The 13144-nt window shown below is 72.4% G+C and carries 15 protein-coding genes; 3 read left to right on the plus strand and 12 right to left on the minus strand.

Features of this window, described 5'->3' with window-relative positions; translation table 11 throughout:
• Positions 1-73: 73 nt before the first annotated feature.
• The 5 genes from LZ495_RS11000 to LZ495_RS11020 all read right to left on the minus strand — a co-directional run bounded on the left by LZ495_RS11000 (position 74) and on the right by LZ495_RS11020 (position 4533).
• Positions 74-823, minus strand: coding sequence for an alpha/beta fold hydrolase (locus LZ495_RS11000; protein ID WP_235051892.1), 750 nt, complete (start codon positions 821-823; stop codon positions 74-76).
• Positions 824-934: 111 nt separating this feature from the next.
• Complete coding sequence (locus LZ495_RS11005; RefSeq protein WP_235051893.1) at positions 935-1816, minus strand: helix-turn-helix transcriptional regulator; 882 nt, start codon at positions 1814-1816, stop codon at positions 935-937.
• 76 nt (positions 1817-1892) lie between these two features.
• Positions 1893-3128, minus strand: a complete 1236-nt coding sequence (locus tag LZ495_RS11010; protein ID WP_235051894.1) for a cytochrome P450 — start codon at positions 3126-3128, stop codon at positions 1893-1895.
• Between the two features lie 151 nt (positions 3129-3279).
• Positions 3280-4008, minus strand: coding sequence for an AAA family ATPase (locus LZ495_RS11015; RefSeq protein ID WP_235051895.1), 729 nt, complete (start codon positions 4006-4008; stop codon positions 3280-3282).
• 78 nt (positions 4009-4086) lie between these two features.
• Positions 4087-4533, minus strand: a complete 447-nt coding sequence (locus tag LZ495_RS11020; RefSeq protein ID WP_235051896.1) for a hypothetical protein — start codon at positions 4531-4533, stop codon at positions 4087-4089.
• A gap of 120 nt (positions 4534-4653) precedes the next feature.
• Here LZ495_RS11020 and LZ495_RS11025 point away from each other — a divergent pair, with 120 nt between their 5' ends.
• Entirely contained in the window at positions 4654-5499 is an 846-nt protein-coding gene (locus tag LZ495_RS11025) for a GNAT family N-acetyltransferase (protein ID WP_235051960.1), read from the plus strand.
• Here the strand turns inward: LZ495_RS11025 and LZ495_RS11030 are convergent.
• The gene (locus tag LZ495_RS11030; RefSeq protein WP_235051897.1) at positions 5408-6391 is read right to left on the minus strand and encodes a helix-turn-helix domain-containing protein; all 984 of its coding nucleotides are present in this window, start codon (positions 6389-6391) and stop codon (positions 5408-5410) included. The genes LZ495_RS11025 and LZ495_RS11030 overlap by 92 nt on opposite strands.
• Positions 6392-6652: 261 nt before the next feature.
• On the opposite strand from LZ495_RS11030, the gene LZ495_RS11035 reads away from it, so the two are divergent.
• Positions 6653-8047 (plus strand): MFS transporter, encoded by a 1395-nt coding sequence (locus LZ495_RS11035; RefSeq protein ID WP_235051961.1) that lies wholly within the window; start codon positions 6653-6655, stop codon positions 8045-8047.
• A gap of 103 nt (positions 8048-8150) precedes the next feature.
• On the opposite strand, the gene LZ495_RS11040 is transcribed toward LZ495_RS11035, so the two are convergent.
• On the minus strand, positions 8151-8774 hold the full coding sequence (locus LZ495_RS11040; protein WP_235051898.1) for a vWA domain-containing protein: 624 nt from the start codon (positions 8772-8774) through the stop codon (positions 8151-8153).
• Between the two features lie 144 nt (positions 8775-8918).
• Between LZ495_RS11040 and LZ495_RS11045 the strand changes: the two genes are divergently transcribed.
• Positions 8919-9491 (plus strand): TIGR03086 family metal-binding protein, encoded by a 573-nt coding sequence (locus LZ495_RS11045; protein WP_235051899.1) that lies wholly within the window; start codon positions 8919-8921, stop codon positions 9489-9491.
• Positions 9492-9596: 105 nt separating this feature from the next.
• Here the strand turns inward: LZ495_RS11045 and LZ495_RS11050 are convergent, their stop codons facing one another.
• The 5 genes from LZ495_RS11050 to LZ495_RS11070 form a co-directional block, all read right to left on the minus strand.
• Positions 9597-10742 (minus strand): magnesium and cobalt transport protein CorA, encoded by a 1146-nt coding sequence (locus tag LZ495_RS11050; protein WP_235051900.1) that lies wholly within the window; start codon positions 10740-10742, stop codon positions 9597-9599.
• A 120-nt stretch (positions 10743-10862) separates the two neighbouring features.
• Positions 10863-11105 (minus strand): type B 50S ribosomal protein L31, encoded by a 243-nt coding sequence (locus LZ495_RS11055; protein WP_235051901.1) that lies wholly within the window; start codon positions 11103-11105, stop codon positions 10863-10865.
• A 42-nt stretch (positions 11106-11147) separates the two neighbouring features.
• Positions 11148-11312, minus strand: coding sequence for a 50S ribosomal protein L33 (gene rpmG / locus LZ495_RS11060; protein WP_235051902.1), 165 nt, complete (start codon positions 11310-11312; stop codon positions 11148-11150).
• A gap of 102 nt (positions 11313-11414) precedes the next feature.
• On the minus strand, positions 11415-12347 hold the full coding sequence (locus tag LZ495_RS11065) for an SDR family oxidoreductase (RefSeq protein ID WP_235051903.1): 933 nt from the start codon (positions 12345-12347) through the stop codon (positions 11415-11417).
• Between the two features lie 7 nt (positions 12348-12354).
• Entirely contained in the window at positions 12355-13134 is a 780-nt protein-coding gene (locus LZ495_RS11070) for an enoyl-CoA hydratase/isomerase family protein (protein WP_235051904.1), read from the minus strand.
• Between the last annotated feature and the right edge of the window lie 10 nt (positions 13135-13144).

Genomic DNA, 13144 nt, shown 5'->3' on the forward strand with positions numbered 1-13144 from the left:
TACGCCGGTACGCCCGGGCCGGGGGGGGCCCGGCCCGGGGGCCGCAGGCCGGGCTCGCGTCGTGCGGCAGCCGTCAGCCGCGCGCGATCTCGTCCAGCAGCGCGGCGAGTTCGGCCGGCGCCGAGAACATCGGCCAGTGCCCGGTGGGCAGCGGGTGGACGGTGCGGGTGCGCGCCGCGGCGAACTCGGCGACGAACGGGTGCCCCGCCTCGATCATCCCGGCCAGTGCCTCGGCCGGGATCGTGCAGGCCACCAGGTGGCTGGGCACGTCGAACCGGGCCTCGCCGGTCAGCCGCAGCGCGCCGGTCGACACGCCCAGCGGCTCCGGGGTGCCGCGCTCGCGCAGCAGCGCCAGGTCCGCCTCGCTCAGCCCGGCCAGGTTCACCGGGTCGGCTTCGGCATCGAACGGCGGCACCGGGAGCGCGGCCACGCCGGACTCCTTGACCGCGAGCTGCACCGCCTCCTGCTCCTCCGGCTCGAAGGTGTCGAACTGCGCCATGCCGTCCGCGAGCGGGCCGCTGTCCACGAACACGATCCGGGCCAGCCGGTCCGGGACGCGGTCCGCGGCGCCGTACGCCGTGATGCCGCCGCCGCTGTGCCCGACCAGCACCACGTCGCGCAGGTCGCGCTCCTCGATCAGCGCGACGACCGCGGCGATGTGGGCCTCCTGGTCGATCCCGTCCGGGCCCTCGCCGGCCCGCTCGGCCAGACCCGGCAGCGTGACCGCGACCACGTCGTGCCCCGCGGCCCGCAGCGGCTCCGCAACCCGGTCCCACGCCCACGCGCCGAGCCAGAAACCGGGGATGAGAACGATGGTCGCCATGTGTGCCGCTCCTTGTGGCATGAGTGCGGTCCTGCCGCGGTCCGCTACGGACCCCCGCCGACCTGCACTTCTCCGGTGTGCCGACCCGTTCGGTCGGCGACAAGTACGAAGTTATGCCGAGAACCTGACACCTTCTGTCAGGTTCTCGCCGCGACGCGCCCGGTCGGCCAAAATCCGCAGCGCCGCTTCGCTCGGAGAGCCCGCCGCGGCCGTGTACGTGACCAGCGTCTGGTCCGGGTCGTCGGGCAGCCGCAGCGACTCGTAGGCCAGCGTGAACTCGCCCAGCTCGGGGTGCCGCAGGTGGTAGGCGCCGTGCGTCTTCTCCTTGACCTCCTGCTCGGCCCACAGCTGCCGGAACTCCGCACTCTGCTCGGAGAGGTCGTCGATCAGCGCACGGAAGCCGGGGTCGTTCGGGTGCCGCCCGAGGTCCATGCGCAGGTACGCGACCAGGTCCCGGGCCTTCACCTGCCAGTTCACGAACCGCTGCCGGGTCTCCTCGTGCAGGAACACCAGCCGCGCTTTGTTGCGCATCCGGGCGGGCAGCGCGTCCACATCGACCACCAGCGCCGCGAACAACTGGTTCCAGGCCAGCAGCTCGGTGCCGCGCCCGGCGATGAACGCGGGCGTCTCCGGCATCGACTCCAGGAGCCGGACCAGCCCGGGCCGCACGACCTGCGGCGCCGGCGCCCCGGCCTCGGCGGGGTGGCTGCTCTGCGCGGTCTGCACCAGGCGGCGCAGATGCGCGTGCTCGTCGGCGCCGAGCCGGAGCGCCCCCGCGATGGCATCGACGATCTCCGCCGACACGTTGCCGGTACGTCCCTGCTCGAAGCGCACGTAGTAGTCCGCGCTCACTCCGGCGAGCTGCGCCAGCTCCTCGCGGCGCAGGCCCGGCACCCGGCGGCGCTCGCCGTACGTGCGCAGGCCGGTGTCCTCGGGCCGCAGCCGTGCCCGCCTCGACCGGAGGAATTCGCCCAGTTCCGCCCTGTGGTCCATGCAGTGAGTCCTCGTGTTGTCCGCGCGTGGAAAAAACCCGGCGGGACCCCAGGAGGTGCAGGGGAGGCGCCGGGCGTCAGTCGACTCTGTGCGCGAACACCAGGGGAAGCCGCCTGATTCCCGTGTGCCGGTTGCTGCGCGTCCACTCGGCCGGCCCGGCCGCCTCGACCGAGCCGAACGTGTCGATCAGCGCACGCAGCACGGTCCGCGTCTCCAGCCGGGCCAGGTTGGCGCCCAGGCAGTAGTGCACGCCCTGCCCGAACGCGAGGTGCGGGTTCGGGTCGCGGCGTACGTCGAACCGCGCGGCGCCGGCGAAGCCCGCCTCGTCGCGGTTCGCCGAGCCCTCCCACACCAGCACCTTGTCGCCGGCCGCGATCTGCTGCCCGCCCAGTTCGGTGTCGCGCGTGGCGGTGCGCCGCTTCGAGGGGGACGGCGACGTCCAGCGCATGATCTCCTCGACCGCGGTGCCCATCAGCCGGTCCGGCTCGGCGCGCAGCGCGGCGAACTGCCCGGGGTTCTCGACGAGCGCCAGCACCCCGCCGGCTATCGCATTGCGTGTCGTCTCGGCGCCCGCGGCGAAGAGCAGGTTGAAGAACATCTGCAGCTCGACCTGGCTCAGCCGCGGCGGGTCGACGTCGGCCAGTTCGGCGTGCACGACGAGCGAGAGCATGTCGTCGGTCGGCTGCGCGCGCTTCTCGGCGATCAGCGCGGTGCCGTACGCGAACATCGCCTTCTGCGCCGCGGCCCGCTCCGCGTCCCGGCCTTCGCGGTGGTCGAAGAGGTGCTCGATGCAGCCGAACAGCTCGTGCCGGTCCTCCTCGGGGACGCCGAGCATCGAGCAGATCGTCTGCATGGGCAGCTCCGCGGCCACCGCGGTCAGGAAGTCGACCGGCTCGCCGTCCGGCACGGCGTCGAGCAGCAGCCGGGTGCGGCGCGCCAGATCCTCGCCGAGCAGCGCGACCATGCGCGGCGTGAGGCCTTTGTTGACGAGCCGCCGGATCCGGTTGTGCCGCGGGTCGTCCATCATGTTGAGCACCAGGCCGCTCGCCGGGGAGTCGGCCAGCATCGTGCCGCCGTGCTCCGACGAGTACGTCTCGGCGTCGCGCAGGACTTCCAGCGTCTCGGCGTATGTCGCCACCGACCAGAACCCCAGGCCGTCCGGCGTATGCGCGGTCGGCTCGTGCCACCACACCGGGGCCGCGCTGCGGTGCGCGGCGAAGACCTCGTGCGGGAAGCCGTCGGCGAACGCGTCGAGATCGGTCAGGTCGATCCCGGCCAGTTCGGCGGGCGCGGCGGGTGCGGGCTTGCGCATGGGGTCCCCTCCGACGGTCCGGCACCGCGGGTGCCCGGACGGAAAGTCGTCAGGAGACCGTACCGTTTCGGGCGTGCGGACGCAGTAGCCGGAACCGCCTCATCAGGACGCAGTCGCCGGAACCGGCGGGTCCCGGCGGGGAAGGGCCGGGTCAGGGGACGATGTGCCGCAGGTAGGCGTCCGGCCGGCCCATGAACCGCGCCCAGTGGTCGACCAGCGCGAGGTCGCGCCACTCGGTCCGCTCGATGCCCTGCTCGCCGAGCTCCAGGATCTCCGCCCCCGGCGTCGCGGCCAGGATGGGGGAGTGCGTGGCGCACACGATCTGCGAACCGCTGTCCGCGAGGTCCAGCATCAGGCCGACCAGCCGCAGGCAGGACGTGAACGACAGGGCCGCCTCGGGCTCGTCGAACAGGTACAGCCCGGGTTCGCGCAGCATCGCGTCGAAGACCGCGAGGAAGCCCTCGCCGTGCGACAACTCCTCCAGGTCCTCCGACCAGTAGCCCGGGCGGCCGCCGACCTGGCGGGACAGGTCGAACAGCGTCTCGGCACGCAGGAAGAAGCCCCGGCGCTGCCGCCGCGGCCCCGAGGTCATGCGCAGGCCGGCGGTGGTGAGATCGACGTCGAGGTACTCGCCCAGCAGGGTTGGTTCGCCCGGCGGCGCGTACTTGGTGCCGGCCTTGCCGCCGAACGAGCCGATCTTGGCGGCATCCGCGATCGCCTCGACGAGCGTGGACTTGCCCGAACCGTTCTCGCCGACCAGGAACGTGATCGGCCGGTCCAGGGCCACGCCCTCGCCGGTGCCCAGCTGCCGGATCGGAGCGAGCGTGAACGGCCAGCCGCCGGGGTGGCCGGCGGCGAGGCGGAGGCGCTTGACGAACATCCGGCCACGCTAATCGGGCCGTGCGACATACGCGGGCCTGGCGACATCTCCGGCCCCGGCGGCATCCGCGGGCCCGGGTCAGCCGAAGTCGGGCTCCTCGGCCATCCGGGCCAGCAGCACCCGCAGTGCGGACTTGCCGGCCAGGCGGAAGGCCGGTTCGTTCGAGTCCACCTCGTGGATGCGCATCTCGGTGACCACCAGCAGGACGTCCGGCCACAGCTCCGGATGGTCCTCTTCCAGGGCCTCGGCGAATCCGCGGCGGAAGGCGTCCAGGTACTCCGGGGCCCACAGGTCGGCATGCGGCAGCACCGCGATCCCGGTGTCCGCCCGTGCCTCGACACCGGGCTCCGCGGCGTGCCGCGGCTCGGCGGAGAACACTACGTACGCGAAGTACGAAGGGCAGCCGCGCTGCTTGATGTAGGTCGCCCGCAGCCCGTGCACCGCGCGCGCCGGGAAGCGCGCGCCCGCCGCGTCGGGGCCGAGCGCTGCCGAATCGGCCATGGCCGGCCTGCCGGGATCCGTCATCCGCGCAGCGTAGAGAGCGCGCACCGGCCCGCGCCAACCGGCGGACGCGGAAACGCCAGGCGCCGTACCGGGACCCGATGGGATCATGGAAGGGTGGACGAGACCGACCCGGTTGCCCGGATGGAGCGCAACCTCGCCGAGCACGGCGCCCATCTGCATCGGCGCACCCGGCACATGACCGTGAGCGAGGCCCCCGACCTGCTCGTCGCGGACAGCGGACTGGACGACGACACCTTCAACATCGTCGCCGCGGCCCGCTTCGCGCCGCGCGATGCCGACCTGCGGATCGCCGACACGCTGCGGCACCTGCGCCGCATCGGACGCACGTTCTCCTGGTGGATCGGACCTGCGTCGGAGCCTGATGACCTGTCCGCACGCCTGTACGCCGCCGGAGTCCCGCTCGCCGAGCGCGAGACCGCGATGTGGGCCGACCCCAGGACCGTCCCCGACACCGTCGAGCCGGCCGGCCTGGAGATCCGGACCGTGCGCGACGCCGCCGGACTGGCCGCCTTTGCCGACGTGGTCGCCGCCAACTGGGATCCGCCCGCCGAGACCGTCCGGAAGTTCTTCGCGGCCGCGGCGCCCGCTGCGCTGTCCCCGCACTGCCCGGCGCACTACCTGGTCGGCTACGTCGAGGACGAACCGGTCGCGTCCGCCGAGGTGTTCGTGCACGCGGGCATCGCCGGGATCTACAACGTCACGACGCTCGCGAGCCACCGCCGGCGCGGCTTCGGGGGCGCGCTGACCCGGGCCGCGGTGCGGACCGCCGCCGCGCTGGGCCACACCGAAGCCGTGCTCCAGGCGTCGGCGGAGGGCGAACCGGTCTACCGGGGGCTGGGGTTCCGCCCGCTCGGCCGCGTGGTCGAGCACACGGTCAGGCCTGATCCGGTGCCGATCGATCCGATGCAGCCGACGGACCCGGCCGACCCGGTGCAGCCGACCGGCCCGAGGGCGCCGGCTCCGTGACCGCCGCGGGCGCGGCGTCCGGCGCCTGACGCGGGCGGACCGGCTCGGCGGTCAGCGTCAGGCTGGCCAGCAGGTCCAGGGCGTCCGACGACGCGGTGCCCGGCTCGGCGATGAACATGGTCAGCACGAGGTCCTGGTCGGGCACCTGCATCACCTCGTACTCCAGGGACAGCGGGCCGACCAGCGGATGGTTCATCGGGCGTACCCCGTGCCGCTTCTCGCGTACCGGATGGGCCGCCCACATCGCGGCGAACTCCGGGCTCTTGAGCGACAGTTCGCCGACCAGCGCGGCGAGCGCCGGATGGTCGCGGTAGCGGCCCGCAGCGACCCGCAGATACGCGACGTTCTCACTCGCCTTCACCGGCCAGTCCGGGTACAGCGTCCGCGTGGTCCGGTCCAGGAACACCAGCCGCGCGCAATTGGGGCGGCGGGCCGGGTCGTTCGGCGCGTCGAAGTCGAGGTGCCCGGCGTTGAGCGCGTGGCCGAGCCGGTTCCAGGCCAGGATGTCGCCGAACCGGCCGACCAGGATGGCCGGCGCGTCGATCTTGTCGACCAGGCGGCGCGTGGCCGGCCGGAGCCGCTCCGAGCAGGGCGCGGGCCGGGGCGACGTGCGGTCCGGGCGGGCCAGATTGCGCATGTGGTTGTGCTCGTCGTCGGTGAGCCGCAGCACCCGGGCGAGCGCGTCCAGCACGCCGTCCGACGCGTTGCGGCTCTGCCCCTGCTCCAGGCGCGTGTAGTAGGCCGCGCTCACCCCGGCCAACTGGGCCAGTTCCTCGCGGCGCAGGCCCGGGACGCGGCGCCGGGCGCCGAACGTCGTGAGCCCCACGTCCTCAGGGCGCAGCCGCGCCCGCCGGGTCCGCAGGAATTCGCCCAGATCGTCGCGTCCGTCCATGCCGTCAAGGATCATGCCGGACGGGCGGACGGTCCAGGCGCGAGGGTGACCCTGCCAGTACTAGGACAGGGGCACCTACGTACGCCCAGTCCAGGCACAGCAGAGGGCTGGGTAGGGCTTCGCGGCGCCGACAGGCTTCTCGGTATGCACTCCGAGAGGTCGCAGATGTCCACCGTTCTGGAACCCGCCGCAGCGCCCCGAGGCGCCGCGGACCCCACCGCCACCGTCGACGCAACCGCCGCCAAGCCGTCCGCCCCCCGTATGACGCCGCGCCAGCGGCTGATCCTCGTCATCCTCCTCGGCTCGCAGTTCATGCTCGCGGTCGATTTCTCGATCCTCAACGTCGCGCTGCCCAAGCTCGGCGACGGACTGGGCTTCCGGCTTGCCGACCTGCAGTGGGTGGCCACCTCGTTCGCGCTGGCCGCGGCCGGGTTCACGCTGGTGTTCGGCCGGGTCGCGGACCTGGTCGGGCGGCGCCGGATGTTCATGATCGGCATGGCGCTGCTCATCGCCGGCTCGCTGGTCGGCGGCCTGGCCGCGACGCCCGGCTGGCTGCTCGTCGGCCGCGTCCTGCAGGGCCTCGCCACCGCGATGGCCACGCCCGCCGCCTTGGCGCTGCTCACCACGTCCTTCCCGGAAGGCCCGCTGCGCGCCCGCGCGCTGGGCCTCAACGGCGCCCTGCTGGCGTCCGGCTTCACGGCCGGCGCGGTCTTCGGCGGCGTGCTCACCGACGCGCTCAGCTGGCGCTGGGCGTTCCTGATCAACGTGCCCATCGGGCTGGTGGTGCTGCTCGCCACCCCGTCGGTCATCACGGAGAGCCGGGCCGCCGAACGCACCGGGCTGGACATCCCGGGCACGCTGACCGCGGCGGGCGGCCTGCTGGCCCTGGTCTTCGGCATCACCCGGGCCGGCGAGCACGGCTGGGGCGACACCTGGGCCCTGGCCGCCCTCGCCGCCGGCGTGGTCCTGCTGGTCGCCTTCTGGTTCGTCGAACTGCACGCCGAGGCCCCGCTCGCCTCGGTCCGGATGCTCAAGCGCCGGTCCATCAGCTGGGGCAACCTGGCCGGCTTCGTGACCTTCACGATGGAATCGGCGCTCGTCTACCTCATGACGCTGTACCTGCAGCAGGTGCTCGGCTACTCCGCGATGCAGACCGGTCTGGCGTTCGGCGTCATCGGCATCGCCTGCTTCATCGGCGGCGTGGTCGCCCCGCGGGTGATCGCCCGCATCGGCGCCCCGGGTGCGCTCGTCCTCGGCCTGCTCGTGCAGGGCGTCACCACTGCGGCGGTCTTCAACGTGGGCGACGACCGCGGGCAGCTGCCGCTGATCCTGGCGGCCCTGTCGCTGGGCGGCGTCGGCCACCTGTTCGCCATCGTCGGCTACATGGTCACCGCGACGTCCGGTGTCCCGGACGACGAGCAGGGGCTGGCCACCGGCATCGCATCGATGACCCAGCAGGTCGGCCTGGCGCTCGGCATCCCGGTGATCAGCTCGATCGCCACCGCGCGCATGGACTCGCTGTCCGACTCGCACAGCGCCACGGACGCGCTGCTCGAAGGCATCGGCACGGCGGTGCTCGTGAACGCCGCCGTCGTGCTGGCCGGTGCCGTGCTGGTCGGGTTCGCACTGCTCCGCCGCAACCGCGCCGACGCGTAGCGCGGCAGGTGCTCGACGGCGAACGGGCCGGGTCGTGCGGGTGATTCCCGTACGGACCCGGCCCGTTGCCGCGCCTGCTGCGGCGTCCGCTGCCGCAGGCCGCTCAGTCGCTGGTCGCGTCGCGTTCCTGCGGGGAGAACGAATAGTCGCCGCCCGACGCGCGGCCGCGGCGCAGCATGGAGCTCGCGGCGGAGAAGGTGCCGCGCGTCTTCCGGCTCGAATAGCTGAGCGCCTGGCCAGCGGCGATGCCGATGCCACCGGCCGCCGCGAAGGCGTCCTGGTCCGCGCCGAGGAAGAGGAAGACCCAGCCGTATTTGTCCTGCTGATGGGTGATCATCTCGCGGACCCGCTCGCGCGAGTAGTCGGACGACGCGTTCTCCAGGCCGTCGGTCAGGATCACCACGACCACCTCGCCGGGCCGCCGGGCGTCGGGCAGCGCGGCCAGGTCCTCGCCGAGCCGGGCGATGGTGCGGCCGACCGCGTCCAGCAGGGCGGTCATGCCGCGCGGCTTGAGGCGGAAGTCGGGGACGTCGGCCAGCGGCTTGTTCTCGTAGACCGCTTCATAGTGGTCGTCGAACTGGTAGAGCGACACCAGCGTGCGGGCCTCGACTTCCTGCTGTTCCGCCAGGAAGGCGCGCAGGCCGCCTTCGGTGTCCTCCTTGACGCTCTGCATCGACCCCGAACGGTCGAGGACGATCGCTATATGGCGGAGATCCGGATCGGTCATGACGGGAATCCTCCGATGTGCAGCGGCAGGTCGGATGCTCCGAGTGTGCCTGCCCGGACCGACGTCCGGTACGGGATAAGCACCCGCCGGGCCGCGTCGCGTTTCTTCAAGAAAGCCGCCGCGAAGCCGCCTAACGTGGCGGGTATGACGAAGCGCATCAGCGACCTGCTCGACCTCGCCGCCCGCCGGGCGCTCCCGGTGGTCGACGGCGTGCCGGACGACAAGTTCGGCGCCCCGACGCCCTGCAGCGAGTACACCGTGGCCGACCTGGCCAACCACCTCTACCAGGTGGTGGTGAACTTCCAGAAGCTGGCCAAGAAGGAGGACGTCGACTGGTCGGCGGTACCCGACTTCCTGCACGGCGACTGGCGGCAGGCCTTCGCCGGCGAGACGGAGGCGCTGATCGCGGCCTGGGCCGCACCTGATGCGGAAGAAGGCGTGTCGGCGGGCATGGGCCTGCCGAACCGGGTGGTCGGGCAAATGGTCCTGCTCGATCTGACGTTCCACCCGTGGGACCTCGCGCAGGCCACCGGTCAGGCCTTCGAGCCGGATCCCGAGGTGCTCCCGGAACTGGCCGACCTTGTCGCGACGATGGGCCCCAACGCGCGCAAGATGGGCGTGTTCGGCGAGCCGGTCGCGGTCCCGGACGACGCCGACGCGTTCGTCCGCATCCTGGGTGCCACCGGGCGCGACCCGCACTGGAAGCCGGGCGCCTGAGCGCGGCGGGCCGGTAGGCACGGGGTCGGTACGCATGCGGCCGGTACGCACCGGGCCGGTACGCGGCGTTGCGTACCGGCCCGGACTGCGGCCCGCAGGCCCGGCCTACAGCCAGTCGCGCCGTTTGAAGACCACGTACAGCGTCAGGCTCACCAGCAGCATCAGCCCGATCGCGAACGGGTAGCCCGCGGCCCACCGCAGCTCGGGCATCGTCTCGAAGTTCATGCCGTAGATGGTCCCGATGAGCGTCGGCGCGAACAGGATCGCGCCCCAGGCCGAGACCTTCCGGACCTCTTCGTTCTGCGCCAGGCTGACCTCGGTGAGCTGCTTCATCTCCTCGTTCTGCTTCTGCGTCACCAGCGTCGCGTTCACCGACATGATGTTCGCGAGCATCTGCCGGAATCCGTCGACGCGTTCGACGACGGTGGTGGCGTGGTCCTCGACGTCGCGGAGGTAGCGGCGCAGTTCCTCGTCCACCTCGTACTTGTCGAACCCGAGCGTCAGATCCCGCAGCATGCCCAGCAGCGGGCGGCCGGCGCGCTGGAACTCGATGACCTCGCGGCCCAGTTCGTACATGCGCCGGGACACGTTCGGCTCGCCGAGGAAGACCTCGGTCTCGATCTCGTCGATGTCGTGCTGGAGCCCGGCCACCACGGGGGCGTACTCGTCGACGACGGTGTCGAGTACCGCGTACAGCACCGCTTCGGGGCCCAGGCGCAGCAGGTCGGGCCGGTCCTCGAGCCAGCGGCGCACGGTGCCGAGGTCCGGCGACTCGGAATGGCGGACCGTCACCACGAAGTTGCGGCCCATGAACACGTGCACCTCGCCGAAGTCGACCTCCTCGACGTCGTCGAGGTAGCGCGCCGCCCGCAGCACCGCGAACAGGGTGTCGCCGTAGCGCTCCAGCTTGGGCCGCTGATGGGCCACGATGGCGTCCTCGACGGCCAGCTCGTGCAGGCCGAACTCCTCGGCTGCCGAGAGCAGTTGGGCATCGGCCGGGCGGTAGAGCCCGATCCAGGCCATCGCCCCGGGCCGCTCGTGCAGACCGCGGTACGTGTCGGCGAGCGTGCCGGGGGAGGCGACGCGGCGCCCGTCCACGTACAGCGCGCTGTCCACGAGAGTGGCCTCCGGCGGCCCCACGTCCTCGCCGGACTGGCGCGGGTCCATCGACTGCTCGGGGGACCCCTCGGCCCGGCCGAGACCGGCGGCCTGCCGGCGGCCGCGGAGCGAGGGGCGGCGCCGGTCGGTCATCGGGCCTCCGGATCGGGTGGGCTGCGCGGACATGGCCGAGGGCCGGCCGCGCGATGCGACCGGCCCTCAGCATTGTCCCTTTTGTCGGCCCGGAATCCAGAGCGACGCGGTACCGCCGCCTTACTTTCCGTAGCGCCGGTTGAACTGCTCGATCCGCCCGGCGGTGTCGAGCACGCGGCCCTTGCCGGTCCAGAACGGGTGGCTGGCCGAGGAGATGTCGACGTCGAAGACCGGGTAGGTCTTCCCGTCGGTCCACTCGACGGTCTGCGCACTGGTCAGCGTCGACCGGGTCAGAAAGGCGTAGTCCGCGGACTTGTCGCGGAAGACGACGGGACGGTACTCGGGGTGGATGGCGGAACGCATGGAAGCCTCCAGGGGAGATTCGGCGGGGTGTCGGCGAGCGGGTCAGCGCTCTTCGCGGAACAGCACGTGCCGGCGGGCGACCGGGTCGTACTTGCGCAGCTCCAGCCGGTCCGGATCGTTCCGGCGGCTCTTGCGCGTCACGTACGTCTGCCCAGTGCCTGCGGTCGAGCGCAGTTTCACGACGGGTCGCAGCTCACTGCGTGCCATGGGGGCCTCCTCGTTTCTCTCGGTGCCGCGATGCCGACCGCGACATGAGATGGAAACGATTCCCATCGCAGAATATTCCGCCGCCCCTTCCCGGGGCACCGCTCACAGCTCGAAGGGAGGACGTCCCATCTGGTCGCGGACCGCGACGACCGGGGGGTTGAGGAGGGCGCGGCGCTGCCAGTTCGCGCCGTCCACGACCAGCGTGTGGCCCGAGATGAAGCGGGCGTACGGGCTGGTCAGGAAGGTGGCGGCCCAGCCGAGCTCGCGGACGCGGCCGGCGCGGAGGGCGGGCTGCAGGGGGTCCTTGTCGCTGGCCCGGTCGACGTTGCCGCGGATGTCGTCGGTCATGTCGGCGTGCGGGAACAGGCCGGGGACGAGGCCGTTGATCTGGATGCCGTAGGGGCCCCATTCGACGGCGAGCGTCTCGACCATGTTCTTGACGCCGGCCTTGGCGGCCGCGGAGTGGGCGAAGCCGGGGCCGCCGGTCCAGGCGTAGGACGCGCCGATGTTGACGATCGAGCCGGGGGTGCCGGCGTCGAGGTGGCGGCGGGCGAACTCGCGGGCGCAGAAGTAGGTGCCGTTGAGGGTGATGTCGACGACGGTGCGCCAGGCGTTGGGCGACATGTCCTCGGCGGGCACGGGGAAGTTCGCCGCGGCGTTGTTGATCAGGATGTGCGGGAGGCCGAAGTGCTCCTCGGCGGCCTCGAAGGCGGCGGCGATCTGCTCGGGGTCGCGGATGTCGCAGGTGACGGTGGCGACCCGGCCGCCGAGGCCCTCCAGGCCCTCGCGGGCCGCCTTGAGGTGGTCGTCCTTGCGGGAGGCGACGACGATGTCGGCGCCGAGCCGGGCGTACTCGGTGGCGATGGCCTTGCCCAGGCCGGTGCCGCCGCCGGTGACGAAGACGACGGTCCCGTCGTAGGTGCCGGGCGGCAGGGCGCTGGCGCCCAGCGGGGCGGGCTCGGGCAGCCCGGGGTAGCGGCCGTGCGCAAGGTTGCTCATGTTCTTCACCCCGGAGTCGGGCGTGTTCTCGGTCATGCGCGGCTCAGCTTCCCGTGTAGTGCGGCGGACGGTTCTCGGCGCGGGCGGCGCGGAACTCGGCCAGGTCGTCGGAACGGCTCAGGTAGGTCTGCGCGATCAGTTCCTCGGCCATCGAGCTGCGGATCTGCGGCTCGGCGAGGTGCTTGATGACGCGGCGCGCGGTCTTGACGGTGGCGGCGGGCACCGCGGCGATCTTCTCGGCCATCTCGCGGACCGTGGCGTCCAGCTCGGCGGCGGGGACGACGCGCGAGACCACGCCGTGCGCGTACGCCTCGGCGGCGTCCATCGGGCGGCCGGTCAGGACCAGGTCGGACGCCACGCCGTGGCCGCAGATCTGGAACAGCCGGCCGACCCCGCCGGTGTCCGGGATGACCCCGTGCACGGTCTCCGGCAGCATGAACCGGGCGCCTTCGGCGGCGACCCGGATGTCGGCCAGCAGGGCGCGCTGGAACGACGCGCCGATGGACCAGCCCTTGCAGGCCACCAGGACGGGGGCGTCCAGGTCGAAGAGCTGCTGGATGCCGCGGTGCCCGCGGGTCATCAGCTCGTGGTGCGTCATGGTGACCTGGCCGCCGCCGATCGCCCCCACGTCGCGCCCCGAGGAGAAGGACTTGCCCTCGGCCCGCCAGATCACCGCGCGGACGTCGGAGCGGCCGCGCAGCTCGGCGAGGATCTGCCAGAGCAGCTGGTCCATCTCGTCGTCGAAGGCGTTGTGCTTCTCGGGGTTGTTGTTGGTGATCGTGGCGATCGGGCCGTCGTACTCAAGCAGGACTTTGTCCGCCACCTGGCCTCCG

This window comes from Yinghuangia soli (assembly GCF_021502675.1).
In the GTDB taxonomy this organism is placed as follows: Bacteria; Actinomycetota; Actinomycetes; order Streptomycetales; family Streptomycetaceae; genus Yinghuangia; species Yinghuangia soli.

Bases quoted from the DNA above. Each gene is read 5' to 3' on its own strand.
- LZ495_RS11000 (WP_235051892.1), bottom strand. From the start codon at position 823: ATGGCGACCATCGTTCTCATCCCCGGTTTCTGGCTCGGCGCGTGGGCG.
- LZ495_RS11005 (WP_235051893.1), bottom strand. From the start codon at position 1,816: ATGGACCACAGGGCGGAACTGGGCGAATTCCTCCGGTCGAGGCGGGCA.
- LZ495_RS11010 (WP_235051894.1), bottom strand. From the start codon at position 3,128: ATGCGCAAGCCCGCACCCGCCGCGCCCGCCGAACTGGCCGGGATCGAC.
- LZ495_RS11015 (WP_235051895.1), bottom strand. From the start codon at position 4,008: ATGTTCGTCAAGCGCCTCCGCCTCGCCGCCGGCCACCCCGGCGGCTGG.
- LZ495_RS11020 (WP_235051896.1), bottom strand. From the start codon at position 4,533: ATGACGGATCCCGGCAGGCCGGCCATGGCCGATTCGGCAGCGCTCGGC.
- LZ495_RS11025 (WP_235051960.1), top strand. From the start codon at position 4,654: ATGGAGCGCAACCTCGCCGAGCACGGCGCCCATCTGCATCGGCGCACC.
- LZ495_RS11030 (WP_235051897.1), bottom strand. From the start codon at position 6,391: ATGGACGGACGCGACGATCTGGGCGAATTCCTGCGGACCCGGCGGGCG.
- LZ495_RS11035 (WP_235051961.1), top strand. From the start codon at position 6,653: ATGACGCCGCGCCAGCGGCTGATCCTCGTCATCCTCCTCGGCTCGCAG.
- LZ495_RS11040 (WP_235051898.1), bottom strand. From the start codon at position 8,774: ATGACCGATCCGGATCTCCGCCATATAGCGATCGTCCTCGACCGTTCG.
- LZ495_RS11045 (WP_235051899.1), top strand. From the start codon at position 8,919: ATGACGAAGCGCATCAGCGACCTGCTCGACCTCGCCGCCCGCCGGGCG.
- LZ495_RS11050 (WP_235051900.1), bottom strand. From the start codon at position 10,742: ATGACCGACCGGCGCCGCCCCTCGCTCCGCGGCCGCCGGCAGGCCGCC.
- LZ495_RS11055 (WP_235051901.1), bottom strand. From the start codon at position 11,105: ATGCGTTCCGCCATCCACCCCGAGTACCGTCCCGTCGTCTTCCGCGAC.
- rpmG (WP_235051902.1), bottom strand. From the start codon at position 11,312: ATGGCACGCAGTGAGCTGCGACCCGTCGTGAAACTGCGCTCGACCGCA.
- LZ495_RS11065 (WP_235051903.1), bottom strand. From the start codon at position 12,347: ATGACCGAGAACACGCCCGACTCCGGGGTGAAGAACATGAGCAACCTT.